Annotated in this window: 28 protein-coding genes and 2 tRNA genes; 12 read left to right on the top strand and 18 right to left on the bottom strand. The window is 72.7% G+C overall.

Annotation, left to right across the window (positions count from 1 at the left end):
• Window positions 1–2 precede the first annotated feature (2 nt).
• The 4 genes from ACME2J_RS14935 to ACME2J_RS14920 all read right to left on the bottom strand — a co-directional run bounded on the left by ACME2J_RS14935 (window position 3) and on the right by ACME2J_RS14920 (window position 4,532).
• Window positions 3–779, bottom strand: a complete 777-nt coding sequence (locus ACME2J_RS14935) for an MlaE family ABC transporter permease (protein WP_495545726.1) — start codon at window positions 777–779, stop codon at window positions 3–5.
• A gap of 129 nt (window positions 780–908) precedes the next feature.
• The gene (locus ACME2J_RS14930) at window positions 909–2,141 is read right to left on the bottom strand and encodes an ABC transporter ATP-binding protein (RefSeq protein ID WP_495545725.1); all 1,233 of its coding nucleotides are present in this window, start codon (window positions 2,139–2,141) and stop codon (window positions 909–911) included.
• 262 nt (window positions 2,142–2,403) lie between these two features.
• A complete protein-coding gene (locus ACME2J_RS14925) occupies window positions 2,404–3,549 on the bottom strand; it encodes an acyl-CoA dehydrogenase family protein (RefSeq protein ID WP_495545724.1) in 1,146 nt (381 codons plus the stop codon).
• On the bottom strand, window positions 3,546–4,532 hold the full coding sequence (locus tag ACME2J_RS14920; protein WP_495545736.1) for an NAD(P)H-dependent flavin oxidoreductase: 987 nt from the start codon (window positions 4,530–4,532) through the stop codon (window positions 3,546–3,548). The genes ACME2J_RS14925 and ACME2J_RS14920 overlap by 4 nt, the downstream gene beginning before the upstream one ends.
• 61 nt (window positions 4,533–4,593) lie before the next feature.
• On the opposite strand from ACME2J_RS14920, the gene ACME2J_RS14915 reads away from it, so the two are divergent.
• From ACME2J_RS14915 to ACME2J_RS14905, 3 genes are all read left to right on the top strand, one after another.
• Complete coding sequence (locus tag ACME2J_RS14915) at window positions 4,594–5,130, top strand: PadR family transcriptional regulator (protein WP_495545723.1); 537 nt, start codon at window positions 4,594–4,596, stop codon at window positions 5,128–5,130.
• A gap of 231 nt (window positions 5,131–5,361) precedes the next feature.
• A complete protein-coding gene (locus ACME2J_RS14910) occupies window positions 5,362–6,576 on the top strand; it encodes an acyl-CoA dehydrogenase family protein (protein ID WP_495545722.1) in 1,215 nt (404 codons plus the stop codon).
• The gene (locus tag ACME2J_RS14905; protein WP_495545721.1) at window positions 6,573–7,700 is read left to right on the top strand and encodes an acyl-CoA dehydrogenase family protein; all 1,128 of its coding nucleotides are present in this window, start codon (window positions 6,573–6,575) and stop codon (window positions 7,698–7,700) included. The genes ACME2J_RS14910 and ACME2J_RS14905 overlap by 4 nt, the downstream gene beginning before the upstream one ends.
• Before the next feature lie 73 nt (window positions 7,701–7,773).
• Here the strand turns inward: ACME2J_RS14905 and ACME2J_RS14900 are convergent, their stop codons facing one another.
• Complete coding sequence (locus ACME2J_RS14900) at window positions 7,774–8,454, bottom strand: zinc metallopeptidase (protein ID WP_495545720.1); 681 nt, start codon at window positions 8,452–8,454, stop codon at window positions 7,774–7,776.
• Window positions 8,455–8,525: 71 nt separating this feature from the next.
• Between ACME2J_RS14900 and ACME2J_RS14895 the strand changes: the two genes are divergently transcribed.
• The 3 genes from ACME2J_RS14895 to ACME2J_RS14885 all read left to right on the top strand — a co-directional run bounded on the left by ACME2J_RS14895 (window position 8,526) and on the right by ACME2J_RS14885 (window position 10,064).
• The gene (locus ACME2J_RS14895) at window positions 8,526–9,197 is read left to right on the top strand and encodes a TIGR02453 family protein (RefSeq protein ID WP_495545719.1); all 672 of its coding nucleotides are present in this window, start codon (window positions 8,526–8,528) and stop codon (window positions 9,195–9,197) included.
• Between the two features lie 144 nt (window positions 9,198–9,341).
• Window positions 9,342–9,722: a cupin domain-containing protein gene (locus ACME2J_RS14890; protein ID WP_495545718.1), complete on the top strand. Its 381-nt coding sequence runs from the start codon at window positions 9,342–9,344 to the stop codon at window positions 9,720–9,722.
• 15 nt (window positions 9,723–9,737) lie between these two features.
• Window positions 9,738–10,064, top strand: a complete 327-nt coding sequence (locus ACME2J_RS14885) for a hypothetical protein (RefSeq protein WP_495545717.1) — start codon at window positions 9,738–9,740, stop codon at window positions 10,062–10,064.
• A 115-nt stretch (window positions 10,065–10,179) separates the two neighbouring features.
• Here ACME2J_RS14885 and ACME2J_RS14880 read toward each other — a convergent pair whose 3' ends face one another.
• The 5 genes from ACME2J_RS14880 to ACME2J_RS14860 form a co-directional block, all read right to left on the bottom strand.
• Window positions 10,180–11,136 (bottom strand): alpha/beta hydrolase, encoded by a 957-nt coding sequence (locus tag ACME2J_RS14880; RefSeq protein WP_495545716.1) that lies wholly within the window; start codon window positions 11,134–11,136, stop codon window positions 10,180–10,182.
• A gap of 146 nt (window positions 11,137–11,282) precedes the next feature.
• Window positions 11,283–12,551, bottom strand: a complete 1,269-nt coding sequence (locus tag ACME2J_RS14875; protein WP_495545715.1) for an RNA polymerase sigma factor — start codon at window positions 12,549–12,551, stop codon at window positions 11,283–11,285.
• A gap of 17 nt (window positions 12,552–12,568) precedes the next feature.
• On the bottom strand, window positions 12,569–12,985 hold the full coding sequence (locus ACME2J_RS14870) for a YciI family protein (protein ID WP_495545714.1): 417 nt from the start codon (window positions 12,983–12,985) through the stop codon (window positions 12,569–12,571).
• Window positions 12,986–13,131: 146 nt separating this feature from the next.
• Window positions 13,132–13,908, bottom strand: a complete 777-nt coding sequence (locus ACME2J_RS14865; protein ID WP_495545713.1) for an ABC transporter permease — start codon at window positions 13,906–13,908, stop codon at window positions 13,132–13,134.
• Window positions 13,905–14,705 (bottom strand): ABC transporter ATP-binding protein, encoded by an 801-nt coding sequence (locus tag ACME2J_RS14860; protein WP_495545712.1) that lies wholly within the window; start codon window positions 14,703–14,705, stop codon window positions 13,905–13,907. Before ACME2J_RS14860 ends, ACME2J_RS14865 begins: the two co-directional genes overlap by 4 nt.
• 173 nt (window positions 14,706–14,878) lie before the next feature.
• On the opposite strand from ACME2J_RS14860, the gene ACME2J_RS14855 reads away from it, so the two are divergent.
• From ACME2J_RS14855 to ACME2J_RS14840, 4 genes are all read left to right on the top strand, one after another.
• A complete protein-coding gene (locus ACME2J_RS14855) occupies window positions 14,879–15,082 on the top strand; it encodes a cold-shock protein (RefSeq protein ID WP_495545711.1) in 204 nt (67 codons plus the stop codon).
• An 83-nt stretch (window positions 15,083–15,165) separates the two neighbouring features.
• Window positions 15,166–15,345 carry a hypothetical protein gene (locus tag ACME2J_RS14850; protein WP_495545710.1) on the top strand — a complete coding sequence of 60 codons (180 nt, stop codon included), beginning with the start codon at window positions 15,166–15,168 and terminating at the stop codon, window positions 15,343–15,345.
• Window positions 15,346–15,621: 276 nt separating this feature from the next.
• Entirely contained in the window at window positions 15,622–16,221 is a 600-nt protein-coding gene (locus ACME2J_RS14845) for a TetR/AcrR family transcriptional regulator (protein ID WP_495545709.1), read from the top strand.
• A 55-nt stretch (window positions 16,222–16,276) separates the two neighbouring features.
• Complete coding sequence (locus tag ACME2J_RS14840; RefSeq protein WP_495545708.1) at window positions 16,277–17,440, top strand: DUF3047 domain-containing protein; 1,164 nt, start codon at window positions 16,277–16,279, stop codon at window positions 17,438–17,440.
• A 58-nt stretch (window positions 17,441–17,498) separates the two neighbouring features.
• On the opposite strand, the gene ACME2J_RS14835 is transcribed toward ACME2J_RS14840, so the two are convergent.
• The 6 genes from ACME2J_RS14835 to ACME2J_RS14810 form a co-directional block, all read right to left on the bottom strand.
• A tRNA-Ala gene (locus ACME2J_RS14835) sits at window positions 17,499–17,571 on the bottom strand.
• A 311-nt stretch (window positions 17,572–17,882) separates the two neighbouring features.
• Window positions 17,883–18,749: a PhzF family phenazine biosynthesis protein gene (locus ACME2J_RS14830; RefSeq protein WP_495545707.1), complete on the bottom strand. Its 867-nt coding sequence runs from the start codon at window positions 18,747–18,749 to the stop codon at window positions 17,883–17,885.
• A 17-nt stretch (window positions 18,750–18,766) separates the two neighbouring features.
• Entirely contained in the window at window positions 18,767–19,414 is a 648-nt protein-coding gene (locus ACME2J_RS14825; protein ID WP_495545706.1) for a hypothetical protein, read from the bottom strand.
• Between the two features lie 51 nt (window positions 19,415–19,465).
• Entirely contained in the window at window positions 19,466–21,376 is a 1,911-nt protein-coding gene (locus ACME2J_RS14820; protein WP_495545705.1) for a diguanylate cyclase, read from the bottom strand.
• 46 nt (window positions 21,377–21,422) lie between these two features.
• Window positions 21,423–22,505 (bottom strand): glycosyltransferase, encoded by a 1,083-nt coding sequence (locus ACME2J_RS14815; RefSeq protein ID WP_495545704.1) that lies wholly within the window; start codon window positions 22,503–22,505, stop codon window positions 21,423–21,425.
• 2 nt (window positions 22,506–22,507) lie between these two features.
• Window positions 22,508–23,158: a TetR/AcrR family transcriptional regulator gene (locus ACME2J_RS14810; RefSeq protein WP_495545703.1), complete on the bottom strand. Its 651-nt coding sequence runs from the start codon at window positions 23,156–23,158 to the stop codon at window positions 22,508–22,510.
• A 76-nt stretch (window positions 23,159–23,234) separates the two neighbouring features.
• Between ACME2J_RS14810 and ACME2J_RS14805 the strand changes: the two genes are divergently transcribed.
• On the top strand, window positions 23,235–25,052 hold the full coding sequence (locus ACME2J_RS14805) for a hydroxysqualene dehydroxylase (RefSeq protein WP_495545702.1): 1,818 nt from the start codon (window positions 23,235–23,237) through the stop codon (window positions 25,050–25,052).
• A gap of 90 nt (window positions 25,053–25,142) precedes the next feature.
• Window positions 25,143–25,215 (top strand) — tRNA-Ala (locus ACME2J_RS14800).
• A gap of 15 nt (window positions 25,216–25,230) precedes the next feature.
• Here the strand turns inward: ACME2J_RS14800 and ACME2J_RS14795 are convergent.
• Both ACME2J_RS14795 and ACME2J_RS14790 read right to left on the bottom strand, forming a co-directional pair.
• A complete protein-coding gene (locus ACME2J_RS14795) occupies window positions 25,231–25,503 on the bottom strand; it encodes an antibiotic biosynthesis monooxygenase (protein WP_495545701.1) in 273 nt (90 codons plus the stop codon).
• A gap of 37 nt (window positions 25,504–25,540) precedes the next feature.
• Entirely contained in the window at window positions 25,541–26,278 is a 738-nt protein-coding gene (locus ACME2J_RS14790) for a class I SAM-dependent methyltransferase (protein WP_495545735.1), read from the bottom strand.
• Window positions 26,279–26,348 lie beyond the last annotated feature (70 nt).

Genomic DNA, 26,348 nt, shown 5'->3' with positions numbered 1-26,348 from the left:
GTTCACCCCTTGAAGTCGACGCTTGCCTCGGGGAACAACGAGAGGTACCCGAGCATGAAGAACGCATCGAGCATCCAGATGCCGAAGAACGAGATGACGATCGACTGGTTGACGGCACGGCCGACGCCCTGTGTCCCGCTCTCGCAGTTGAGGCCCTTGTAACAGGCGACCGCCGCGACGAGGCCGCCGATGACGACGTAGCGGATGAGGGCGCCGTACACGTCGAGCGCGATGAGGCTCCCCCGCGTGCTCTCGAGGAGCACCTCGCGCGAGAAGCCGAAGCGGCCCGGCGCGAGGGCGAAGTTGACGAGCTCGATGAAGAACATCGCGATCATGCCGAGCACGGGTGCCATCACGAGGCTCGCGACGACCTTCGGCACGACGAGCCCTCGGACGCGGTGGACACCGAGGACCGCGAGCGCATCGAGCTCCTCGCGGACCTTCCTCGAGCCGAGGTCGGCGGCCATGGCGCTGCCCGCGACTCCGGCGAACACCATGCCCGTCGTCCACACCGACGTCTCACGGAGGAACCCGATGATCACGGCACCGCCCTCGCGGTCCTGCGCGCCGAGAACGCTCACGATGCCCCCAAGGACGACGAAGCCGTAGCCGAACATGAAGATGCCGGCCGAGACCCCGAGCGGGATGACGCATCGACGCAGGATGCGCGAGCACTCGGCGAGCGCCTCGGGGACCCAGTCGTACGGCGGCACGAGCGCCATCCGGATGGCGGTGAGGAAAAGCGCGGCGATGCCCCCGGCCGTCTCGAGGCGAGCCATGACCGCGGACGCCATCGGCCCCTCGAGAACTCGGGCCGCCGGACGACGCGCCTCAGTCGCGGCCATGTCGTCCTCCTGCCTGCTCTGACTGCGCGACAGCCGTCGCACACATGACTCGCGGGTGCGCGATCACGATTCGTCCATCCCCAGCGGACCGACCGTCTCCCTCTCGAGGAACTGGCGCACGAACGGGTTGTCGGACGCGAAGACGCGCTCGGTCGGCCCCGACTCGACGACACCGCCGCGCCACAGCACCGAGATGTGCTCGCCGATGCGCTTCGCGAGCGGGATGTTGTGGGTGATGACGAGCATCGTCCCGCCCATCTCGGCGTGCTGCTCGGCGAGAAGCTCCGCGAGGCGGGCGGTGCGAACCGGATCGAGACCCGAGTCGGGCTCGTCGCAGAGGATGATGCCCGGGTCGAGAACGAGCGCCCGGGCGAGCCCCGCCCGTTTGCGCATCCCCCCGGACAGCTCCGACGGCCGCTTCCGCGCCGCGTCGGCGAGCCCGACGCTGCGGAGGTGGCGGATCACGACCTCGGCGATCTCGGCGTCGCTGAGGTCGGTGTGCTGGCGGAGAGGGAACGCGACGTTCTCGAAGACGTTCATGTCGCTGAAGAGCGCGCCGTCCTGGAACATCACCCCCACCTCACGCTTGAGAGCGAGGAGCTCGCGTCGGGTCATCTTCATGAGCGAGCGCCCTCGGACGATGACGTCGCCACGGCTGGGCCGCATGATTCCGGTGATGTGGTTGAGCAGCACCGACTTGCCGGTCCCCGAGGGACCGATGACGATGCCGATCACGCCTTCGGGCACCTGAAGGTCGACGCCGCGGAGGACCTGTCGGCGCCCGAGGCGCTTGTGGAGGTCGCGCGTCTCGATGGCGAGCAGGTCTCCCATCCGCACGTCACCACGCGCGAACGCGGGAGCCGGCGCGTCCGCCTCGACCTGCGCCGAGACCGGCGTGCCCGCACGCGACCGCAGTGCACCACGCAGGATCGGGTCGACCTCGAGGTACCGGCGAACCGGCCCCCGAGCGGCGAGCGCCCCCGCTTCGATCTCCGACGGGATGTGCAGGTCCCCGGCGAGCATCCGATCGAGCTGCCTCGGCGTGAGCTCGATGGCGACCTCGGCTTCCATCGACTCGCGCGACATGGTGAGCGGGACGCGGTCCAGCAGCAGGTTCACCTGACCGTCGCTGCCCCGAAGCGAGAAGGCGACCGTCGTTCGCGCGTACCGCAGACGCCGGATGGCCGGCTGGTCGGTGGCGAGGACGGCCTCGAGCGCAGCCGCGAGCTTCTCCAGCCGCTCATCGTCGAGGACGAGCTCCGGGCTCTGCGGGGCGTGGAGAGAGTCGTCTCTCATCGGACGCACGCGACCGGCCCTGCCGCTGCACCGACTCGCGAGGCGCGGATCGCCGAGCGCGCCGGCGGCGTCACGATCCGCCTCACGTCTCCGACGCTGGTCTCCCCCCCGAACACGGCCGAGACCGTAACAAAGAGACGCGCGTATCTCAAGCCCTGGCCGACCACCGCGCCGCCCGGCGCGGCGGCGAGGACGCGAGGACGGTGAGACGTGCGTTCGGGCAGGTGATCGCCCCCGGAGGACATCGCGAGAGACCAGCCGGTCAGAGGCCGAGAGACCGGCCGATGATGTCGCGCTGGATCTCGCTCGTTCCGCCGACGATCGTCGACACGAGCGCGACGCGGACGAGGGACTCCATGTCGTACTCGCGGGCGTATCCGTATCCGCCCATCATCTGCATGCCCTCCAGCGTCACGCGCTTCGTGACCTCCGTCGCCTTGAGCTTCGCCATCGACGCCTCGCGGGCGAAGGTGCGCGACGGCTCGCGGTCGACGGCCCGCGCGGCCGCGTACGTGAGCAGCCGGGCGCACTCGAGCTCCGTGGCGAGATCGGCGATGCGGTGCTTCAACGCCTGGAACGAGCCGACGGGCCGTCCGAACTGCTCTCGGGTCTTCACGTACTCGACGAGGTCGTCGAACGCGCGCATCGCAGTTCCCAGGGTGAGAGCAGCGAGGATGAGGCGCTCCGCGTTGAGCCCCGCCATGAGCTGCATCCACGCTCCACCCTCGCGTCCGACGAGCCGGTCGTCGCCGACCTCGACGCCGTCGAAGAAGACGTCGCAGACGATCGGCCCGCCCATCGTCTCGATCGGCCGGATCGTGACGCCGGGAGCATCGGCCGGGATGCTGAGCATCGACAGCCCGTCGTGCTTGGAGCCGCCGCCCCCGGTGCGGCACACGAGCAGGATGCGGCGGGCGAACGTCGCCTCGCTGATCCACGTCTTCTGACCGTCCACGACCCAGCCGGAGTCGGTCCGTCTCGCGCGGCAGGCGAGGGCTCCGACGTCCGAGCCTGCCCCCGGCTCGCTCATGGCGATCGATTCCACGCCGCCCCGCGCGATGTCGCCGAGGACCTCGTGCCTGAGGTCGCCGTCGGCGAAGCGCTCGTATGCGCCGGCGGCGATCATCGAGACGGCGAACCCGCGCATCGGGATCAACCCGCGTGCCGACTCCTCGAGGAGGAGCGCGAGATCCTCGACCCCACCGCCGGCACCGCCGTGCCGCGTGGGGATCGCCGCGCCGAGCCAGCCGAGCTCCGCGACCTTCTCGTAGATGGCGGGGGAGTGGACGTGGCGCCCGCCCTCGGTGAGTGCGTCGCGCTGCGCTCGCGTCCCGCACTCGCGACGCGCGAAGTCGCGGATGGCGGCCACGAACGCGTCCTGCTCCTCGCTGAAGCTGAGAAGACTCACCCGACCATCTCCTCCATCTCAGAGATGGGCACCAGGCGGGAGCGGACGAGCATCTGCGCCTCCTCGACCACTCGACGCACGAAGTCCGCGCAGGTCGGCACGTCGTGGATGAGTCCCTGCGCCTGACTCGCCCCCCAGATGCCGTGCTCCGGGTCGCCCTCCTCGTAGACGACTCGACCACGGGCGCCGGCGACGAGATCCCGGACGTCCTCGAAGGCGCAGCCGTCCGCCTCGCGACGACGGACCTCCTGGCTCACGCTGTTGCGAGCGACGCGCGTGCTGTTGTGCAGAGAGCGCAGGACGAGGTCGGTGTCGCGCTCGCTGCTGGCGACGATCCGCTGCTTGATCGCGTCGTGAACGGGCGCCTCCGCCGTGCACATGAAGCGCGTTCCGATGTTCACCGCATCGGCACCGAGCGCGAGCGCCGCGACGAGGCCACGGGCATCCGCGATGCCTCCCGACGCGATCACGGGCACGTCGACCGCGTCGACGGCCGCCGGGATGAGGACCAGTCCGCCGATGTCGTCGTCGCCGAGGTGCCCTGCGCACTCGAAGCCGTCGATCGAGACGGCGTCGACGCCGAGGGCCGCGGCCTTCCGCGCGTGACGCACCGTCGTCGCCTTGTGGATCACCTTGATGCCCGCCGCCTTGAACGAGGGCAGATGATCACCCGGGTTCGCTCCGGCCGTCTCGACGAACGGCACGCCCGACTCGATGATGACCTGACGGTACTCGGCGTACGGAGGCGGAGAGATCGCCGGAAGGATCGTGAGGTTCACCCCGAACGGTCGATCCGTCAGCTCTCGGGTCCGTTCGATCTCGTGCGCGAGCGCCTCGGGCGTCGGCTGGGTGAGCGCGGTGAGCATGCCGAGCGCCCCGGCGTCAGCGACCGCTGCGACGAGCTCCGCTCGTCCGATCCACTGCATGCCTCCCTGGACGATCGGGTGATCGATGCCGAACGCGTCGGTGAACCTTGTTCGCAAGGTAGACTCCATACTTCGGAATGAACGGTACGTCATGAACGGTACGGTTACAGTGTCGCGGGTGTCAAGCAAGTCGCGACTGGGCCCGACCTCCTTCATCGTTCTCGGGGTGATCGCGCTCCGCGGTCCGACCACGAGCTATGAGCTCAAGCGCTACGTCGCCGGGTCGATCGCCCACTTCTGGCCGGTGTCCCACGTCCAGCTCTACACCGAGCCCAAGCGGCTCTCCGAACTGGGCCTCCTGAAGAGCGAGGACGAGGAGGGAGGTCGACGCCGTCGCTTCTTCTCGATCACCGAACAGGGACGCGAGGCGCTCGACGAGTGGCTCGGCGACCCCTCGGCCGACGCGATCGAGCTCCGCGACGGCGGGGCCCTCAAGCTGCACTTCGTGAGCCTCGGCGACGACGCGACCCTTCGGGAGCTCGCGCGGACCCAGCTCGCCCTGCGCGTGAGCCGGCTCGAGGAGTTCGAGCGTCTCGAGGAGCGACTCGGCCCGGACGGCACATCACCGGGCGGAGCGATGACCTTGCGCATGGGCATCGTCCTCGAGCGCGCCGCCGTCGCGTTCTGGCGGGAAGTCACCGAGAACGCCGGGTGACGCCGCCGGGGCCGCCGCCCGGCTCGGCCAAGCGCACCGCCACGCCGCGGGAACTCAAAGCGTGTCGCCCGCGAGCCGCTCGTGAGTTCTCGAGGCCGCGCGGTGCCGCCTGGCGGCGCTGCCGGCGCAGGGGCCGCGGGCCCCGTCGACGCGCGTTGGCGCGCCGCCAACAGGCGCCTCCCCGGGTGCTACGGTGCCGTCGACTGTCCAGTCAGCCAAAGGAGAGAACGGGTGGACCTCAACGACACCCCCGAACAGGCGGAGTTCCGGGCGAAGGTCCGGTCCTGGCTCGAGGAGAACAAGGACTCGGCCCCGCCCGCGTCCGGCGACTCGGGTGACACCGCGTACATCGACGGCCGCCGCGCCTGGCAGCGCAAGCTCGCCGAGGCGGGTCTCGCCGGCGTCACGTGGCCGAAAGAGCTCGGCGGGCAGGGCCAGGGCCCGATCGAGCAGGTGATCGTCAACCAGGAGATCGCGCGCGCCGGCGTCCCCGGGATCCTCGACGTCATCGGGATCGGCATGCTCGGGCCGTGCCTCATCGCCCACGGCACCGACGAGCAGAAGAGCCGCTACCTCGGGCCGATGCTGCACGGCGACGAGGTGTGGTGCCAGCTCTTCTCCGAGCCCGCCGCCGGCTCCGACCTCGCGGCGGTGCAGACGCGCGCGAAGGAGAACGGCGACGGGACGTACACCCTGAACGGGCAGAAGGTCTGGACGACGAACGCCCAGTTCTCGAGCTACGGCCTCCTCCTCGCCCGCACCGATCCGGAGCAGGCGAAGCACAAGGGCCTCACGATGTTCATCGTCGACATGAGCGCCCCGGGCGTCACCGTCCGCGGACTGCGCCAGATCTCCGGCGAGGCCGAGTTCAACGAGGTGTTCTTCGACGACGTCGTCGTCCCGGCGGAGAACGTCGTCGGCGGCGTCAACAACGGCTGGGCGACCGCGCTCACCGTCCTCATGTTCGAGCGCCTCACGATCGGCCTCGGCTCCGAGGGCTTCGGCTACCGCGGCGACCGCTTCGCGAAGGCGCTCGCGACGGACGAGGCGGCCGTGAAGGACCCCGCGGTCCGCAAGCGGCTCGGCGAGCTCTCGACCGAGCTCCTCGCCGTGCGCTTCACCGGCTACCGCACGCTCACCGCGCTGCAGAAGGGCCAGATCCCCGGCCCGGAGGCCGGTCTGTCCAAGGTGACGACCGTCAACGCGGCGATCGCCGCCGGCGACCTGCTCGCGGACGTCATCGGCCCCGAGGCCCTCGACGAGGACAGCGAGTGGGCCTACATGATCTCGTTCCTCCCGGGCCTCAAGTCGGCGGGCGGGACCGAGGGCATCCTGCGCAACACGATCGGCGAGCGCGTGCTCGGCCTCCCGCCGGAGCCGCGTCTCGACAAGGGCATCCCGTTCAGCGAGCTCCGCGCGAAGGAGAAGGAGGCCGTGTCCGCATGAACCTCTCCCTCTCCCCGGAGCAGGAGCTGCTCCGCGAGGCCGCGCGTGACGCGCTGTCCCGCACCAAGACCGTCGAGGCCGCACGCGAGGGCCTCGAGGACGCCTCGAAGCTCCCGGACCTGTGGCCGACCGCGAAGGAGGCGGGCTGGCCCGGCCTCCTCGTGAGCGAGGAGAACGGCGGCGCCGGGCTCGGCGCCTTCGACGCGCTCCTCGTCGCGCAGGAGGCCGGGCGCGTCCTCGCGGGCGTGCCGCTCCTCGGCGTCCTCCCCGCCTCGTTCGTCCTCGATCGCGGCGGCTACGACGACATCGAGGCGGTCGCGACGGGCGAGACGCGCGTCGCGTACCTCCCGGCGCGCCCGCCGAGCACCGACGACGAGCGCTGGTCGGTCGACCCGCGCAGCGGCAAGGCGCGCCCGGACGCGCCGTCGGCGACCGTCGACGGCGACACGGTGACCCTGAGCGGCACGGTGTCGTGGGTGCCGGACGCGGTCGGCGCGGACCTCCTCGTCGCGGTCGGCGTCACGCCCGACGGGACGCCCGTCGCGGCGGCCGTCCCCGCCTCGGCCGCGACGGTCGAGCCGGTCGCGCGGTACGACGCGACCCGCTCGCTCGCGCACGTGACGCTCGACGGCGCGCAGGGCGCGAAGCTCGGCGCGGACGCCGAGGTCCTCGCACGTGCATGGTACCTCGCGCACGCGATCATCGCCGCCGAGTCCCTCGGCACCGTCGAGACGACGCTCGAGATGAGCGTCCAGTACGCGAAGGAGCGGTTCACGTTCGGTCGCGCGATCGGCTCCTACCAGGCGATCAAGCACGAGCTCACGGAGGTCCTCCGGCTGCTCGAGAACGCGCGGTCGCTCGAGTACTACGCGGGCTGGTCGGGCGAGTCGAAGGCGGACGAGTTCCCGCTCGCGGCGAGCGCGTTCCGCTCGGCGGCCGGCCAGGCGCTCGAGTACGCGTCGCGGTCGAACATCAACGTCCACGGCGGGATCGGCGCGACGTGGGAGCACGACGCGCCGCTCTACTTCCGTCGTGCGCAGCTCAGCCGCCGGCTCCTCGGCGGGACGGGCGACGCGACCGACCGGGTCGCCGACGAGCTGCTGAAGCAGGCCGCCGCTGCCTGAGCACCCGCGACGGGCTTTCGTCCCCCCGGCCGGTCCCGCGCCGGGGGGACGCCCGTCGTCGTCTCGCGCTCTCCTAGTCGGAGAGGTAGGCGAGGACGAAGTACAGGAGCTGTGAGAGGGCGGCGAGCGCGCCGACGACGTAAGTGAGCGCCGCCGCCGTGAGGACCTTCCGCACCCCGCCGCGCTCGGTGTCCGTGACGAGCCCGAGGCCCGCGAGCTGGACGCCCGCCCGCTTCGACGCGTCGAACTCGACCGGCAGCGTGACGAAGTGGAAGAGGACCGCGAGCGCATAGAGCGCGATCGCGACCTGGATGAGGCCCAGCGCGTTGAACATGGCGCCGGCGATGAGGAGGAAGATCCACGTCGACGACGCGAACGCGACGGCGGGGAACATCACCGCGCGGATCTCCATCGGCTTGTAGGCCTTCGCGTGCTGGATCGCGTGGCCGACCTCGTGCGCGGCGACCGCGGCCGCCGCGATCGACCGGCCGGCGAACACCGGCTCGGAGAGGAAGACGCCGCGCGAGCGCGGGTCGTAGTGGTCGCTCAGCGGGCCGCCGGGCGACGGCTGCACGGGCACTCCGTGGAGCCCGTTCGAGTCGAGGATGCGACGCGCGACCTCCTCGCCGGTCATCCCGGCGCGGATGCCGATCTCGCTGTTCGTCGCGAACGTCTTCTTCAGCCACCACTGGGCCGCGAGCCCGAGCACGAGCACGGGCGCGACGAACGCGATGTAGAGAAGGATTCCGTCCATGAGACCGAGAGTAGGAGCGCTTCCTTTCGGCTCCCTAACGAGGCGGCCGGCGTCGGCTAGGTTCTTGCGCCATGTCCGCGCGTGCCGCCGAGTTCACGGGCTTCCCGAAGGAGGCGATCGCCTTCCTCCGGGACCTCGAGGCCAACAACGACCGCGACTGGTTCAAGGCCAACCGCGCTCGCTACGACGACCACCTCGTCGCGCCCGCGAACGCGCTCGCCCGGGACCTCGCCCACCTCGGCACCGGGAAGCTCTTCCGCCCCTGGAACGACACGCGCTTCCACATGAAGCCGCCGATCAAGGAGCACGTCGGCCTCGCGATCGGGATCGACGGCGCGATCGGCCATTACGTCGAGCTGAGCCTCGACGGCGTCTTCGTCGCCGCCGGCATGTACGCCCCGATGCCGGACCAGGTGGCGCGGCTGCGCGAGGCCGTCGCCGACGGCCGCAAGGCGGCGCCGCTGCGCAAGGCGATCGCGGGGGCGCAGGAGGCGGGCCTCGAGCTCGGCGAGCCCGACCTCAAGCGGATCCCCCGCGGCTACGACGCCGATCACCCGCGCGCCGACCTCCTGCGTCACAAGAAGCTCGTCCTGCACCGGCGCACGCCGGTCGGGGCGTGGGTGCACCGCCGCGAGTGCGGCGAGCGCGTCCGCGCGGACCTCGACGCGATGACCCCGGTCGTCGAGTGGCTGCGCCGGCACGTCGGCCCGAGCCGGCAGCAGCGCAAGCGGGCGGGGGAGTAGGCGTGGGGCGATCCGGCGACGCCGGGCGTCATCGGATCGGCGCACGGCCCGGCGCGCAGCGACGTGTGTCGTTCCAGCGACGCCGGGCGTCGCTGGAACGACACACGGCCGCGCGGCGGTGGTGCCGGTAGGTTCTCGCTCGCCATGCCCGACTGGACGAAGGCGAGCTTCTCGGAGATCCGCGATGTGAGCCCGGCGGACGTTCCGATCCAGTGGCGGTTCGCCCGCGACGCGCTCGGGTCGCCAGAGCTCGGCGTCAGCCGCTTCACGTACGAGCCGGGCGCGCGCATGCCCTGGGGCCACCGCCACCGTGAGCAGGAGGAGCTATACGTCGTCGTCGCGGGCTCGGGCCGCGCGAAGCTCGACGACGAGGTGATCGAGCTCGCGACCTGGGACGCGCTGCGCGTCGCTCCTGCGGTGATCCGGTCGTTCGAGGCCGGGCCGGAGGGACTCGACCTCATCTGCGTCGGCGGTCGCAAGCCCGAGGCCCCCGACGCCGAGAAGCACCCGGACTTCTGGGTGTGACACCGCTAGCTCACGGTGCGTCAGGGCACGCGCGCGGTGACCCTCGAGAACGTCACGATCAACCGCAGGCTCGGCACCGAGCAGAAGGGCCCAGGACCGATCCAGGACCTGCTCCTCTACGCCCGGTACCGCTCGACGAGCGGCGCGCGAGACCTCGTCGCGGTCGCGGCGCTCGACACGTCGGCCGTGAAGCTGCGCGACGCCGGCGGGTCGTTCGAGCTGACGGGGGTCGTCCTGCGACTCACGAAGGAGGCCTCGGACATCCTCGTCCGCGAGACCGGCATCGCCGTTCCCGCCGGCACGGTCCTCGGCGTGATGTCGCTCACCGGGCGCACGGAGTAGGCGGCGGGCGGAGTAGGCGGCGGGCGGAGTAGGCGGCGGGCGGAGTAGGCGGCGGGCGGACGTGGCCAGGAGGGCGCACCCCACGGGTGCACTCCACTGGCCACGTCCGCCGTGCTCAGGCCGACACGGCCGACGGCGCCATCCCCGCGGAGATGCCGCTCGCGAGCCAGCGGTCGAACCACTCGATCGCGTGCGCCATCGCCTCGCCGAGGCCCGGCTCCTCGTAGAGGCCGACCGTCCCGTACGGCATCGGCACGAGCTTCTTCGGCTCGCCGGCGCGGGCGAAGACCTCCTGGGCGTGGGCGAGCGGATGGTGCAGGTCGCGGTCGAGGTTCGTGACGATGCACATCGGCCGCGGCGAGATGAGGTCGATGGTGCGGTCGGGGAAGAACTCGGCGACCTTCTCGACGCTCTGCAGGGTGATGTCGGAGCGGTAGCCGGGGAGCTGCTCCTCGGCGGCGCGGACGAAGCCGATCGCGGGCTCGTCGCCCGGCATCGCCGACGGGCCGTCGGCGGGCAGGGCGGTGAGCGGGACGCGTCGCGGCGCCTCCCCGCGCGCGAGCCGGCGGCGCTCGTCGACGAGCATCTCCTGCATCTCGAGCCACTCGAACGGGTTGCGCAGCCACGTCGTCCAGCGGCGCCCGAACGCGGGGCTCTGCGCGACGACGCAGCGGATCCGCGGCTCGACCGCCGCGGCGCCGAGGACGACGCCGCCGCCGAAGCTCACGCCCCACGCGCCGATGTGACCGGGCTCGACGAGGTCGTCGCGCTGCTCGAGCCACGTCACCGCGTTGCGGAAGTCCTCCACCTGATCGAGCGGGAAGATCTGGGCGCGCGGCTCGCCGTCGCTCTCGCCGAAGGTCCGGTAGTCGATCGCCATGACGACGTAGCCCGCGTCGGCGAGGTGCTGGGCGTGCGGGACGAGCGCCGCCTTGACGACCCCGAAGCCGTGGCCCATGACGATCCCCGGGCGCCGTCCCGGGAAGCGATCGGGGTCCGGCCGGTAGAGGTCGGCGGCGCAGCGCACGCCGCACGAGTCGAACTCCACGGCCTCCATCTCGGTTCCGCTCACCGGGTGCCCCTCTCTTCGTGATCTCTTCCGGTGAGCCGATGGTGTCGGGACGGGGACCCTCCGTGCGGGAGGGGTGGTCGCGGCGCTGGAGATGCGCACAAGCCGCCCATCCGTCCTGACGAGACTCACGCCTGGCGTGAGTTTCGTCAGGAGGGGCGGGCGAGGCGGTCCGCGCGCTCGCGGAGCATCCGCGCCTCGGCGGCGTTGCGGACGAGCGACGCCGCGCGTTCGAGCTCGGTGCGGGCCTCCGGAACGCGACCGAGCTTCTCGAGCATGTGGGCGCGGACGCTCGGCAGCAGATGCGAATCGCGCAGGCGCGCGTCGTCCGCGAGCGCGTCGAGCACCACGAGCCCTGCCTCCGGCCCGTACGCCATGCCGACCGCGACGGCGCGGTTGAGCTCGACGACCGGGGACGGGGCGACCTGCGCGAGACCGTCGTAGAGCGCGGCGATGCGCGTCCAGTCGGTCGCCTCGGCGCTCGGCGCCGTCGCGTGACAGGCCGCGATGGCCGCCTGGAGGCCGTAGGGACCGAGGCCGGCCCCGAGCCGCTCGGCGCGCGCGAGCGCGGCGAGCCCGCGCCGGATGAGGAGCCGGTCCCAGCGGCGGCGGTCCTGGTCGAGGAGGAGCACCGGCTCGCCGTCGGGGCCGATGCGGGCGTGCGTCCGCGAGGCTTGCAGCTCGAGGAGCGCGGCGAGCCCGTGGACCTCCGGCTCCCCCGGGACGAGGCGGGCGAGGACGCGGGCGAGGCGGAGGGCGTCCTCGCAGAGCGCGGGGCGCATCCAGTCGTCGCCGCGGGTCGCGCTGTAGCCCTCGTTGAAGACGAGGTAGATGACCTCGAGGACCGAGGCGAGCCTCTCGTCGCGCTCGCCCGCGCCGGGCGTCTCGAACGGGACCCGGGCCTCGGTGAGCGTCCGCTTCGCCCGCGAGATCCGCTGGGCGACCGTCGCGGTCGGCACGAGGAGCGCTCGCGCGACCTCCTCGGTCGTGAGGCCGCCGACGAGACGCAGAGTGAGCGCGATCCGGCTCTCGGTCGGCAGGATCGGATGGCAGCAGAGGAAGACGAGGCGGAGCATGTCGTCGCCGACGTCCTCGTCGTCGACGGCCACGAGATCCGGGTCGGGGGCCGGTCCCTCGCGACGCAGCCCGTCGGCGATCTGGGTGTGCTTCTCCTCGGCCGTCGACCGCTGGCGCAGCGCGTCGATCGCCCGCCGCTTCGCCGTCGTCATGAGCCACGCGCCCGGGTTCTCGGGGACCCCGCTGCGCGGCCACGCCTCGAGCGCGGCCACGAGCGCGTCCTGCGCGAGGTCCTCGGCGAGCGCGACGTCGCGGACGATCCGCACCAGGCCCGCGACGAGGCGCGGCGACTCGATCCGCCAGATGGCGTCGATCGCACGGTGCGCGCTCGTCGCGGACATCGCGTGGCTCCGACGCGTCAGGTCGTGGGGCTGTCGAGCTTGGGATGCGTGCGCTCGGCCGCCTCCTGGACCTCGGCCGGCATGTCCTCGACCTCCCAGATCTCGCGCACCTCGATCGACGGTCCCTGGTCGATCGGGCAGCGGCGCGCCCACTCCGTCGCCTCGTCGAGGTCCTTCGCCTGGATGATCCAGTAGCCGCCGATGACCTCCTTGGCCTCGGTGAACGGCCCGTCGGTGACGACCTTCTCACCGCCGACGACGCTGACGCGGCGGCCCTCCTCGCCGGGGTGGAGCCCGTCGCCGGCGAGCATGACGCCCGCGTCGACCATCTCCTGGTTGAAGCGGCCCATCGCCTCGACGGCCTCGACGTCGGGGCCGGACGCGTAGTCCTCCGGCGTGATGTTGGGGAGCATGAAGAGCATGAAGCGGGGCATGAGGTGATCCTCTCTGTTCGTGGTCTCTGCAACCGACGACGAACGGGACGCCGCGGATTCGACGGCGGCCGCTGAATTGGCGCGCAGGCGCTCTCGCCAGCCTGACGAGACCCACGTCCAGCGTGAGTTTCGTCAGGAGGGTCGGGCTACGGCTTCAACCGCTTGCCCGTCCGGAACAGCCACGAGCTCCACACGACGCACACCGCGGTCATCACCGCGACGACGCCGAGCGCGAGGATCGGGTCGACCTCGCTCGTCCCGAGGAAGCCGTAGCGGACGGCGCTCACGAGGTAGAAGATCGGGTTGAAGTGGCTGATCTCCTCCCACGGCGACGGGAGGAGCGTGACCGAGTAGAAGACGCCGCCGAGGAAGGTGAGCGGGACGATGACGATGTTCTGGATGAACGCGGAGTGGTCCCAGGACTTCGCGTAGATGCCGGCGATGACGCCGAACTGCGCGAACAGCGTGAGCGCGAGGGCGAACGCCACGACGAGGACGAGCGGCTCGCGGACGGGGACGTCGACGATCGGCAGCGCGAGGAGGACGAGCCCGACGCCGATGAGGAGCGCGCGGACGACCCCGCCGACCGACAGGGCGAGGTTCACCTCCCACGGCTTCATCGGGGCCGAGAGCACGTCGTTGAGGTAGCGGTCGAACCGCGCTTGGAAGACCGTCGCGGAGTTGTTCGCGTAGGCAGCCTGGATCATCGCCATCACGATGAGGCCCGGGACGATGAACACCTCGTAGTCGACGTCGTCGAACCGCTCGATGCGGTCGCCGATCGACAGACCGAAGACGACGATGAAGAGGAACGAGGAGATGATCGGCGCGGCGACCGTCTGCGTCCACAGCTTGAGGACGCGGTGCACCTCGCGCGCCGACAGCGCGAGGAGTCCGCGGTGACGGGCGACGAGCTCGCTCATGCGGTCGTGCCCCGGCTGTCGGCGTCGGCGGGCTCGGTGGCCGCGCCCGCCGCGACGCGCGCTCCGCCCTCCCGCCCCAGGCCCATCGCGCGCACGTAGACGTCGGCGAGCGTGTCCGCGCCGTAGTGCTCGCGCAGACCCGCCGCCGTGTCCCGCGCAAGCAGCTGGCCGGAGCGGATGAGCGCGATCTCCTCGCACAGCTCCTCCGCCTCCTCGAGGTAGTGCGTCGTGAGGAGGATCGTCGTCCCCTCCGCGTGCAGACGGCGGATGTACTTCCACAGCTCGAGGCGCAGCTCGAAGTCGACGCCCGCCGTGGGCTCGTCGAGGATGCACAGGCGCGGCTCGTGCATGAGCGCCCGCGCGAGCAGCAGGCGCCGCCGCATGCCGCCCGAGAGCATCGGCGCGCGGACGTCGGCCTTCGCGCGGAGGTCGAAGACGTCCATCATCTCCGACGCGCGCCGGCGCGCGTCGCGGCGCGTCATCCCGAAGTAGCCCGCGTGGTAGACGAGCGTCTCCTCGACCGTGAGGAAGCGGTCGAGGTTGACGTCCTGCTCGGCGAGACCGACCTGGCGACGCGCCTCGTTCTCCCCGTGCGGGATGCCGAACACGCGGATCTCGCCCGCCGTCGGGCGGATGAGGTTGCAGACCGCGCTGATGAGCGTCGTCTTCCCCGCTCCGTTCGGGCCGAGGAGACCGAAGAACGCCCCGGCGGGGACGGCGAGGTCGAAGTCCTCGACGGCCGTGAAGCCGTCGTCGTAGGTCTTCGTGAGACCGCGGATCTCGAGTGCGTCTGACACCTCGGACACGCTAGCGGGCGGCAGATCTCGGCCCGGGACGCGCGACCCGCTAGACTTGGTCATCCGGGTCGGGCGTCCGCTCGACCGAAAGCAGTGCCCAGCGTTACCGCAGTCGTTGCCATCAGGCTCCCTCCGCGTCACGCAGCGCACATATCCCCCGGAGGGAAAGCAAGATGGCCACAGGCACCGTGAAGTGGTTCAGCGACGAGAAGGGCTTCGGCTTCATCACGCCCGATGACGCCGGCAAGGACCTCTTCGTCCATCACAGCGCGATCCAGATGAACGGCTTCAAGTCGCTCGCTGAGGGCGCGAAGGTGAGCTACGACGCCGAGCAGGGCCCCAAGGGCCCCGCCGCCGCCAACGTCCAGGCGCTCTAGCAGCACCTGACTCGCCGCATCGGGGGCGGTCCCGCGTGAGCGGGGCCGCCCCCGCGTTCGTTCGACGACCCGAAGGAGCCACCATGGCCTCCAGCAAGAAGAAGAAGACGACGATGGCGAAGCTCAACCGCGAGCAGAAGCTCCGCGAGCGCCGGCAGGACAAGGCCGCGCGCAAGGAGGCGCGCAAGGCGCAGGCGGCCGCCGAGGCCGCCGGCACGGCGGCTCCGGTCACCGGCGAGGACGCCGGGACCCTGCAGGACTGACGGCACGCCGGCCCCGCCGGCACCGTCGACGGTCGCACCCCATGCGGCGAGGTCTGCCGCTTGGGGTCTCGCGACGGGCACGACGTGCCCGCACCGGCCCCGGACGCGCACGTCCCCTGACGGGCGACCGGCTCGCCGGTCGGCTCGCCGCTCGCGGCGACCGCCGGAGCCGCTCAGAGCCGCCATCCGCCCGAGCACCGGGCCCCGTCACCCGTCCATGCCGCGCGGCGCCCGCCGACGAGGCGGCGGCTTCTCGAGGTTCTACAGTCCCGGCCGATGAGCGACCGAGGACGACGCACACGCGCACGCCTCGTCGAGATCGCCGAGCGCCGACTCGTCGCGGACGGCGGAGCGCTCGACGTCACCGCGGTCGCCGAGAGCGCCGGAATCTCCGTCGGCGGCCTCTACCACCACTTCCCCTCGAAGGAGGCGCTGCTCGAGGCGGTCGTCGAGGCGTTCTACGACCGGTACGGGGACGCCGTGATGGACCGCACCTTCGCCGAGCACGGGCCATGGCCGGCACGCGAGCGAGCGCGCTCCCACGCCGCGGTGCGCTTCCACTACGACGAGCCGCTGTCGCCCGTCCTCCTCGCGCGCAGCGCACGCGACGGGACCGTCGCGCGGGTCGACGCCGAGCGCCTCGCCCGGGTCGCGCGCGTCTCGGCGCGCAACCTGCGGCGCGCGCAGAAGGACGGCGACCTTCCGCCGGACCTCGACTGCGAGGTCGCGAGCGCGATGCTCATGGGCGGCACCCACCTCGTGCTCGCGACGGCGGTCGCCGCCGATCCGCGCCCCCCGCAGGACGACCTCGCCGAGACGCTGTGGACCCTCGTGGCCCGGATCGTGGGGATCGACCCGGCGGCCGCCGCCGGTTGACGCACCTAACCGAATGTGATTCGGTTAGGTGCGTCATCAACGTGAGGGGTGCGCGATGGTCACGCCGACGCTGCGGCAGCCGGGCAAGCTGCACGAGATCCGAGTCGCGGCACGCGTCGGCCTCGCCGCCCGCCGACGGCGGCGGGCCGCTCCGTCGCCCGCCCGCCGCGCCGACCTCGAGCGGCTCGCCGCCGCGCTGCCGGCCGACGCCGTCGCCGAGGCGCGCATCGTCGACGTGCCCGTCGACCGGCCTCCGTGGCACGCGTCCGGCGTGCGCGTCACGGCCGGCGACCGGGTGACGACGTTCGCGGTCGGCCGGACGCTGCTCGCCCGCGCGCTGGACCTCGGCTTCGACGCCGACTTCCAGATGTGGCTGCGCGTCGGCGGCGCGGCCCCGGTCTTCCGCGGCACGCGCGCCTCGCACTCCTTCGTCGCGGAGCGCGACGGCGAGGTCGAGGTCGCCAGCTACTTCCCCGGCGAGTGGGCCGACCCGAGCGGGCGCCTCGCGACCGACCCCGCCGACTACGGGAAGGCGAGCGGAGCGATGAGCGTCCTCGTCGTCCGCTGGGCCGGCGGCGTCGAGCCGGCGCGCACGCTGGACCCCGTCGACGATCCGTCCGGCCTCGTCGCCGGTGAGCTCGAGCGCCTCCGCGGTGCGCCGTCGCCGCCCGAGGGCTGGCGACACCTGTGGTTCCTCGGGCCGTCCGAGATCTACGACGGCTCGCACCCCGAGGGCATCGCCTGTCACACCCACGGCGACGTCGGGATCATCCAGCACGACGTCGACGTCCCGCTCACCGACGCGACGCGGCTCCGCTGGCGCTGGCGCGTGGACGAGCTGCCGTCCGCCCTGCCCGAGGACGTCCTGCCCGCGCACGACTACCTCAGCATCGCGCTCGAGTTCGAGAACGGCCAGGACCTCACGTGGCACTGGAGCTGCTCGCTCCCGGTCGGCCACGCCTACCGCTGCCCGATCCCGACGTGGACGCACCGCGAGACTCACGTCGTCGTGCGGTCGGGACACGGGGACCTCGGTCGCTGGCTGAGCGAAGACCGCCCCGTGCGCAGCGACTACGCCGCCGCCGTCGGCCCGCCGCCGGAGCGCGTCGTCGGGGTGTGGCTCATCGCGGTGAGCCTCTTCCAGCGCGGAACCGGTCGATGCGCGTTCGACGACATCGAGGTCGGAGCGGGCGATCAGGCGGTCGCGGTCCCGACGTAGGTCCGCCGGGCCGCGACGCGACCGGGACGTCCCCGCTGTCTCACGCGAGACCGGACGATGGAGCCAGTCGGGATCGAACCGACGACCTCCTGCTTGCAAAGCAGGCGCTCTCCCAGCTGAGCTATGGCCCCGGGAAGCCCATTGTAGGGCGACGCGCGTGCTCACCCACCCGCGAGAACTCGGATCGTGTCGCCGAGGAGCCGCTCCTGAGTTCTCGGCACGCCCGAGGCCTCGGCGCAGGAGCGCCGACAAAGGACGGGCGCCCGGCCGGTATGTGTGACCGGGCGCCTCGCGTCCTTCGCGGCCTGCGCCGTGTGGCGGGCACAGGCCCCCCGACGCACCGGCGGTTCCCCAACGACCGGTGCGGGAGATGCGTCCCTCCCATCATCGGCCCCGCAGCACGTGCTGACGAGGGCCGTGGACGCTCGTACGAGCGAGGGTCCTAGCGGCCGAGGCGGACCGCGCCGTCGGCGACGACGACGCAGGCGCCGCCGACGCGGACGCGGTCACCGGCGACGCGACACTCGAGCCTGCTGGGGCGCTCCATCTCGACGCCCTGCAGGACGTCGATCGCCTCGTCGCCGCGACGCGCGTGGAGATACGCCAGAAGCGGCCCGGCCGCCGAGCCGGTCGCCGGGTCCTCCGTGATCTCGCCGGGCTCCGTGAAGAAGCCGCGCGCGCGGACCGGATCGGCGCCGCTCCCGACGGCCGCGAGGTAGAGGACGACCGAGTCGTGCGCCGTGAGGAGGTCGCGCAGGGCCGTGAAGTCCCGAGGCGCGGCGCGCTCGAGGACCGCGGCATCGCGGACCGGGACGAGGAGGTGCGCGACCCCCGTCGAGACGACCTGCGGTGGGAGGTCGGGATGCGCGTCGGCCGCGTCGAGACCGGCGACGGCGAGAGCGGCGGCGGGGTCGACCTCCGCGCCGTGGACGGCCGGCTCCTGGAGCATCGAGGCCTGCGCGAGGTCGCCGTCGAGACGGACGTCGACCGGCTGGAGCCCGGCCGGGGTCTCCTGCACGAACGACGCCTCGCTCAGGCCACGCGCACGCGCGACCGCGACGGCGGTGCCGAGCGACGGGTGGCCGGCGAACGGCAGCTCCCCGCCCATGGTGAAGATGCGGTTGCGGTACGTCGCGCCGTCGCTGAGGGCCTCCTGCACGAACGTCGTCTCGCTGAGACGCGTCTCCCGGGCGAAGGCGAGCATCATCGCGTCGTCGAGGCCGTCCGCGTCGTGGACGACGGCGAGCGCGTTGCCGGCGAGCGGCGTCGGCGTGAAGACGTCGAGCCAGGTGAGGCGACGCTCGGTCACGCGGGACGTCGGCGCGCTCAGAAGTCGAAGTCGCGCGGCGGCTTCTGCTCGAACCAGAGCCGGTCGTGCTCCGGCGTCTCCTCGAGGAAGTCGGGCGTCTCCTCGAGGACGTCGTGCTCGCCCGGCTCATCGTCGGCGGGGACGACGTCGCGCGGCTCCGCGCGCGGCCGGTCGTCGAGATCCTCGAGGTCGTCGAGCGAGTAGGCGGCGGTCGGCTGGTCCACCCCGCGGGGAGGCGCCTCGGCGGACGGCGGCGGCTCGGGCGACGGCGCGTCGGCGCGCGGGGCGTCCCGCGGAGAGGGCGGCTCCGGCGGGGCCGCCGCCTCGGACGACGGCGAGGGGTCGACGACGCGGGTCGCGTCGGCCTCGTCCTCGTCCCAGCCGAGGTCGTCCTCGTCCGGCAGGTCGACCTCGTACTCGTACTCGTCGTCCGGCTCCCGGGCGACCGCCGGCTCCTCGTAGGGGAGCTCCGCCTCGTCGAGGTCGAGCGACGGCGCAGGCTCCTCGGTCGCCGCCGCCGCGGAGGCGCGGGCCTCCTCGCGGTAGGCCTCACGGTCGACGGGGCCGAGCGCCTCCTTCTCGAGCCGCGCGATCTCGCCGGGGTCCGCTCCCCGGCGGCGCTTCAGCTCGAGGTGCTCGCGGATCGCTTCGTCGAGCAGTCCCATACCCCGCCCAGCCTAGCGTCCCTGGTGGACCACCGCGAAGGCGCGGCCCCCTCAGCCGACCGGGGCCGCCCTGACGGTGCGGTTCTTCCCCGCCCGCTTCGCCGCGTAGAGCGCGTCGTCGGCGGCCGCGACGAGGCCCCGTTCGTCGCTCGCGCTCGACGGCATCTCGGCCGCGCCGAGGCTCGCCGTGACGCGGAGGACCTCGCCGTCGTCGAGGGGCACCTCGATGCTCTCGATGCCCTCACGGACGCGCTCGGCGAGGTTGTACGCGCCCTCGAGATCGGTCTGCGGGAGGACGACCGCCAGCTCCTCGCCGCCGAAGCGGGCCGGCTCGTCGATCTCGCGGGAGGTCTCGCGCAGGACGCGGGAGACCTCGCGCAGGACGACGTCCCCGACCTGGTGCCCGTGCGTGTCGTTGACGCGCTTGAAGTCGTCGATGTCGAGCATGACGAGGCCGAGGGGCTGGCCGAACCGCCGCGACCGCTCCACCTCGCTCCCGAGCGTCTCCTGGAAGCGGCGCCGGTTCGACAGCCCCGTGAGCTCGTCGGTCGTCGCCTGGCGCTCGACGGTGTGATGGAGGTCGACGTTCTCGAGGGAGACCGAGGCCTGCCCGCCCAGGTAGTGGAAGAGGTCCCGGTCGGAGTCGGTGAAGGGGACGCCGTGCCGGGCGACCGCGACGATCCCGATGACGCTGCGGGGGATATCGGGCGCTCCGTCGGTCCCGCTCCGCAGCGGGAAGGCGAGCGCATGCGCGTCGCCGACGCTCACCGCCGTCGGGGCGCTCGTCGAGACCGCCTCCCCCTCGGCCGCGTGGATGACGGCCTCCAGCCCGGCGGGGTCGCCGTCGACCGCGACCTGGGCGAAGGGCCCGCTGCCGTCCTCGCGCAGGGTCGCCCGGCTCGCGCCCGCCCCGCCGGCGACCCCCTGCACCGCGGTGCGCACGACGATCTCGAGCAGCCCGACCCGGTCGAGGTTGGACGCGGCGGTGTCGCCGATCGTCCGCATCGCGTCGGCGAGACGCCGCTGCTGCGCCTCGAGCGCCGAGATCTGGGCCTGCAGCTGGGCGCTCATGTTGTTGAACTCGACGCCGAGGGCGGCGAACTCGTCGCGCCCGCCGGTCGGCACGACCGTCGCGAAGTCGCCCCGGCCGATCCGGCGCGCCGCCTCGAGGAACTCCTCGATCTGCCGCTGGAGCGCGCGGGCGACGACGATCGCGCAGAGGAACGCGAGCACGAAGAAGCCGCCGAGGAGGGCGAGGGCGAAGCCGCGCGAGGACTCCTGCTCGGCCTCGGTGAGCTGCTCGTCGGCGAGGACGGTCACCTGCGTGCGGTCGGGGCCGAACGAGGCCGCGGTGAAGCTCGCCGCGCGGTACTCGGCGCCGCCGACGTCCACGACGCCGGGATCCTCGGGAAGGGGCTCGGCGGGCGGCTCCTCGAGCGTCGTCACCGGCTCGCCGCGCTCGCGCGTGATGACGAGCTCGAGATCGGTCGCGTCGCTCACGAGCGAGGCGTACGAGCGCGGACCGGTCGTGGAGACGAGCAGGAGGCCGAACGAGTCGCCGCCCTCGCCGACGAGGTCGCGCCGGGCGGGGAAGACGGCGTCGGTCGCGCCGACGTCGACGAAGGTCGCCGGCCCGCGCCGGATGACGAGGCGCTTGAGGTCGAGCTCGTCGATGAGCTCCTCGGCACGGGCCCTCGCGGCGTTCGGGTCGTCGGCGCGCAGCGCGGTCGCGAGCTCGACGTCCTTGCCGACCTCGACCGCCGCCTCGTCGGCGTCCGCGCGCGCCCGCTCGAAGAGGTTGATCGCGGCCTCCTGGCGGGCGGCGATCCGCGCGTCGGCCTTCGCCGACTCGTTGTCGTCGAGGAGCCGGACGACGATGACGCTCAGCGAGGCCATCGGGACGATGACGATCGCGACGAAGAAGAAGGTGAGCCGCCCGCGGAAGCTGCGCAGGAAGCTCATGTCGGGTCGCGCTCGTCCATGTGGATCTCGGCAGAGGGTACCCGCGTCAGGCGTCGCGTCCCACCGCCGAGGAGAGGACCTCGGCGATGATCGCGGCCTGCCGCCGGACGTCGTGCGGCTCCGCCGCGGCACGGGCGGCGGGGTTCGGGGACGGGAGCGAGGCCGCGTGGCGCAGCCCGCGAGCGATGTCGCCGACGTCGAGGGGGTCGACGATCGCGCCCGCCTGCGGCGTGACGAACTCCGGCGGGCCGCCCTCGCTCGTCGCGACGACCGAGCGGCCGCAGGAGAGCGCCTCGAGCGCCGCCTGGCCGAACGGCTCGCGCAGCGAGGGCTGGCAGACGACGTCGGCCGCGGCGATCCAGCGCGGCACCTCGTCGTGGGCGACGCGGCCGGCGACGCGCACACCCGGCCGGCCCTCGAGCTCGCCGCGGAGCGGGCCGTCCCCGAGGAAGACGAGCGACCCCGGCGCGGCGGGCGTGTCGGTGACCTGCGCGAAGGCCTCGGCGAGACGGAGGACGTTCTTGCGCTCGATGAGGCTCCCGATCGCGAGGAAGCGGGTCCCGCCGCCGGCGTCGTCCCACCCGACGGCCGAGCGCGCCGCCGCGGGGTCGGCCGGGGCGAAGCGCTCCATGTCGACGCCGCAGTCGGCGACCGTGACCTTCGCCGCGGCGGCCGGGACGACCTCGGTGAGGCGGTCGGCGAGCCAGCGGGAGTTGGAGATCACCGCGGCGGCGCGGGCGACGACGGCGCGGGTCGCGAGCCGCACGGGCGCGAGGCGGCGCGCGTTCTCGACGTCGGTCCCGTGCGCCATGACGACGAGCGGCGCGCGGGCCGCGGCGGCAGCGAGGGCGCCTGCGATCCCCGCGGGCACGAGGAAGTGCGCGAAGACGACGTCGGGCCGGGTGCGGCGCGCGACGGCGACCGCCTCGCGGACGAGCCGGATGTGCCGGGCCTTGCCGCCGGACCGGCTGTCGAGCACGGCGCGCTCGACCGTGTGACCCGCGCGCTCGTGCTCGCGCGCGACCTGGGCGACGAAGACCCCGAGGTCCGGGTCCGAGGGGCCCGGCCACATCTGGGAGACGACGAGGATGCGGAGCGGCGCAGCGACGGGCGGACGGTAGCGCCTCACCGTCACGGCGGGGCGGCGCCCGCCGAGACGCCGAAGGCGAGGAAGAGCCGGCTCAGCTCGTCGATGACCTCCTCGAGCGTCACGTCGAGCTCGCCGTCGATCCACTCGATCATCACGCGCTCGATGGCGCCGACGAGCGCGAGCGCCGCGAGGCGGACGAGCGGCTCGCGCGTGCTCGCCGGGAGATGCGGCCGGGCGGTCGCGGCGACGAGGTCGGCGAAGCGCCGGAGCGTCGCGCGCATGTGCTCCTCGGCACCGGGCCCCACGGCGGCGGTCTCGAGGAAGACGACGCGGGCCTTGCGCGGGTCGGCGGCGAGCGCGCGGACGAAGGCGCCGATCGCCGCGCGGACCTGGGCGCCGGGGTCGGCGCCCGCCGCGGCGACGGCGTCGGCGACGAGCGTGAAGAGCCGGTCCGTGACGCGGTCGAAGGTCGCCGCGAAGAGCACGGTGGCGTCGTCGAAGGACTCGTAGAAGTAGCGGTCGGTGAGCCCCGCCTCGCGGCACACCGCCTTGACGCCGGTCGTCGCGAAGCCCTGCGTCCCGTAGAGCTCGAGGGCGGCGTGGAGGAGCTTCTCCCGCCGCGCGGCGACGCGATCCGCGGCGCTCACGCCGCCGTACGCGCGGGCCGGGCGGCTGTGGGCGGGGGATGCCATCGACGCGCATGTTGACGACGGCGGTCGTCAGATGCAATGGTTCTGAAGACAGCCGTCGTCAGACAGGGGCAGGGACATGGGAGAGCCGCAGGAGGATCGTCGCTTCGCCGACGGGTCGATGACCCGTCGCACGTTCGTCGCCGGGGGTGCCTCGGCGGGCGCCGCGGCGGCGCTGCTCGGCCCCGGCCAAGCCCTCGCCGGCCGGCGCCGCCGGACGCCGCGCCTGCGCCCGCAGGTCGCCGTCCTCGGCGGCGGCATGGCCGGCCTCACCGCCGCGCACGAGCTCGTCGAGCGCGGGTTCCAGGTGACGGTGTTCGAGCGCAACGCCCTCGGCGGCAAGGCGCGCAGCATCCCGGTCGCCGGCACGGCGGCGGGCGGCCGCCGCGACCTGCCGGGCGAGCACGGCTTCCGCTTCTTCCCGGGCTTCTACCACCACGTCCCCGACTCGATGCGGCGCATCCCGGTCGACGGCAACGAGAACGGCGTGTTCGACAACCTCGTCGACGCCCCCGGGACGCGGATGTCGCGCATGGGCCGCAGCGATCTCATCCTGCCCGCCGGGTTCGAGCCGGAGGCCCCGAAGGTCCTCACCCCCGAGAACCTGCAGGAGAGCCTCATCGCCGGTCTCGAGCTCGGGGCGCGCGTCCCCCCGCAGGAGCTGGCGTTCTTCATGAGCCGGCTCCTCGTCTTCCTCACGAGCTCGGACGAGCGCCGCTACGGCCAGTGGGAGAACGTCACCTGGGCGGACTTCGTCGAGGCCGAGGGCAAGTCCGAGGAGTACCAGCGGATGCTCGTCGGCGGTCTCACCCGCACGCTCGTCGCCGCGAAGGAGAACCTCGCGAGCACGCGCACGATCGGCAACATGGCCGAGGCCTTCGTCTACACCATCATGGGCCGCGGCAACGACGGCGCGCTCGACCGCGTGCTCGACGCGCCGACGAACGAAGCGTGGATCGACCCGTGGGTCGTCCATCTCGAGAAGCAGGGCGTGCGCTTCGAGACCGGCATGACGGTCACCTCGCTGAAGGCGCGCGGCGGGAGGATCGAGGCGGCGAGCGTCCGTGACCGCAAGGGCGTCCGCCATCGCGTCGAGGCCGACTGGTTCGTCTGCGCGGTGCCGGCCGAGCGGGCGCGCAGGCTCTGGAACCGCAACGTCCTCGCGCTCGATCCGAAGCTCGAGCTCATGCACGAGCTCATCACCGACTGGATGGTCGGCCTCCAGTACTTCCTCACCGAGCCGCTCGACCTCGTGCCCGGCCACCTCGCGTTCATCGACTCGCCGTGGGCCCTCACCGGTCTCACGCAGCAGCAGTTCTGGAAGGAGCGGGACTTCCGCCGCGACTACGGCGACGGCTCCGTCGTCGACTGCCTCTCGGTCGACATCTCGGACTGGGACACCCCCGGCCTCGTCGTGAAGAAGACGGCGAAGGAGTGCACGGCGCAGGAGATCGAGCGCGAGGTGTGGGCGCAGCTCCAGGCGCACCTCAACGACCGCGGGGCGCGCGACCTCCCCGACGGCGTCGTCCACTCGTGGTTCCTCGACCCCGGCGTGAAGTGGGTCCCGAGCCGCGGCCACAACCGCAACGACACGCCGCTGCTCGTCAACACGGTGGGCAGCTGGGAGAAGCGCCCGACGGCCCGCACCGAGATCCCGAACCTCTTCCTCGCCGGCGACTACGTGCGCAACGACATCGACCTCGCGACGATGGAGGGCGCCAACGAGTCCGCGCGCGAGGCGGTCGAGGCCCTGCTCGACGCCGCGGGCTCGAAGGCCGAGGCGCCGAAGCGCTTCAAGCTCTACGACCCGCCGGAGTTCGAGGAGCTGAAGAAGGCCGACCGGCGCCGCTACCGCGAGGGGAAGCCGAACCTCTTCGACTCACCCCAACCCTCCTGACGAAACTCACGCGGAGCGTGAGTTTCGTCAGGGTGGTGCGACGCGCCGGGGCGCACCACCGCCCTGGGGTGGTACAACTCAGTGTCCCGAGGGGCTATAGCTCAGTTGGGAGAGCGCCTGGATCGCACCCAGGAGGTCGCCGGTTCGAGTCCGGCTAGCTCCATCCCTCGGAGTCCGGTCAGCAGTCGTACGCCGCGACCGGCTCGGCCCTCAGCGGCGGCTCCTGGAGCCCGAGGTCCCTCGCGATCGCCGGGATCGCCGGATCCGCGAGGAAGCCCTCGTAGTCCTCCTGCGCCCAGTCGAAGGCCACCCACACGCGACCCGGATCCTCGGGGTCGCGGAAGATCTCGGCGCCCTTGCACCCGTGCTCCCTCCGCTTCTCCGCGCCCCTCGTCGCGAAGGTCTCCAGGAACCGGTCGAAGTCGGCGATCTTGGCGACGGTGACGATCATGGCCTCCTCCTGGATCGCTCCCCCCGACGGGTCGAGATCACGGTGCCGCTCCGAGGACCCTCCACGCGCGGGCGGTGAGCCGGAAGGGCTCCTCGCCGACGGCGAGACGGCGACGGTGCTCGTCCCGCAGTCGTGCGCGAGCATCCTGCGGCAGCGAGGCGGCGTAGGCGGTCGAAGGACCCGAGCCGTTCTCGAGCGACCGCCACAGATCGTCGAAGCCGGCGTACGCCGCGTCGACGACGACCGCGGAGACGGCGACGTCGCGGAGGCCCGCGTCGTGCCACAGGCCCTCCAGCTCCCCGGACGTGCAGTACGGCATCGAGCGACCCTCGTCGCGGTCGGCCGCCCCGGGGTCGAGGCTCACGGCGGCGTCCCAGAAGCGACGGAGGATCGTCATCTCGCCCGCGTAGTCCCACACCACGGCCGCCACCACGCCGCCGGGCCGCGTCACCCGCCGCATCTCACGCACCCCCGCCGGCGGGTCGGCCATGAAGTTGACGGCCAGCTGCGCGAGCGTCATGTCGAACGTGCCGTCGGCGAAGGGAAGCGCCTCGGCCGCCCCGACCCGCACGTCGACGCCGGGGAGGCGTCGTGCGCACGCCTCGACGAACGGCTCCGAGGGGTCGACCGCGCTGACGTGGTCGGGGCCGAGCGCCTCGGAGAGCGCCGAGGTGAGCGCGCCCGGACCACAGCCGACATCGAGTGCTCGCCGGCCCGCGGCGACGCCCGTCGCCTCGAGGAGCGCCTGGGCGAGCGCGGGTCCGTAGCGGCCGATGTGCCGATCGTAGGCTCGACGACCAGACGCCGGGCATCCGCAAGTATCCCACGATCCGCGGCGGCAGCTT

Source organism: Paraconexibacter sp. (genome assembly GCF_059438195.1).
Note: the sequence above shows the minus strand (reverse complement) of the source record. Positions and strands in the feature narration are given on the sequence as shown.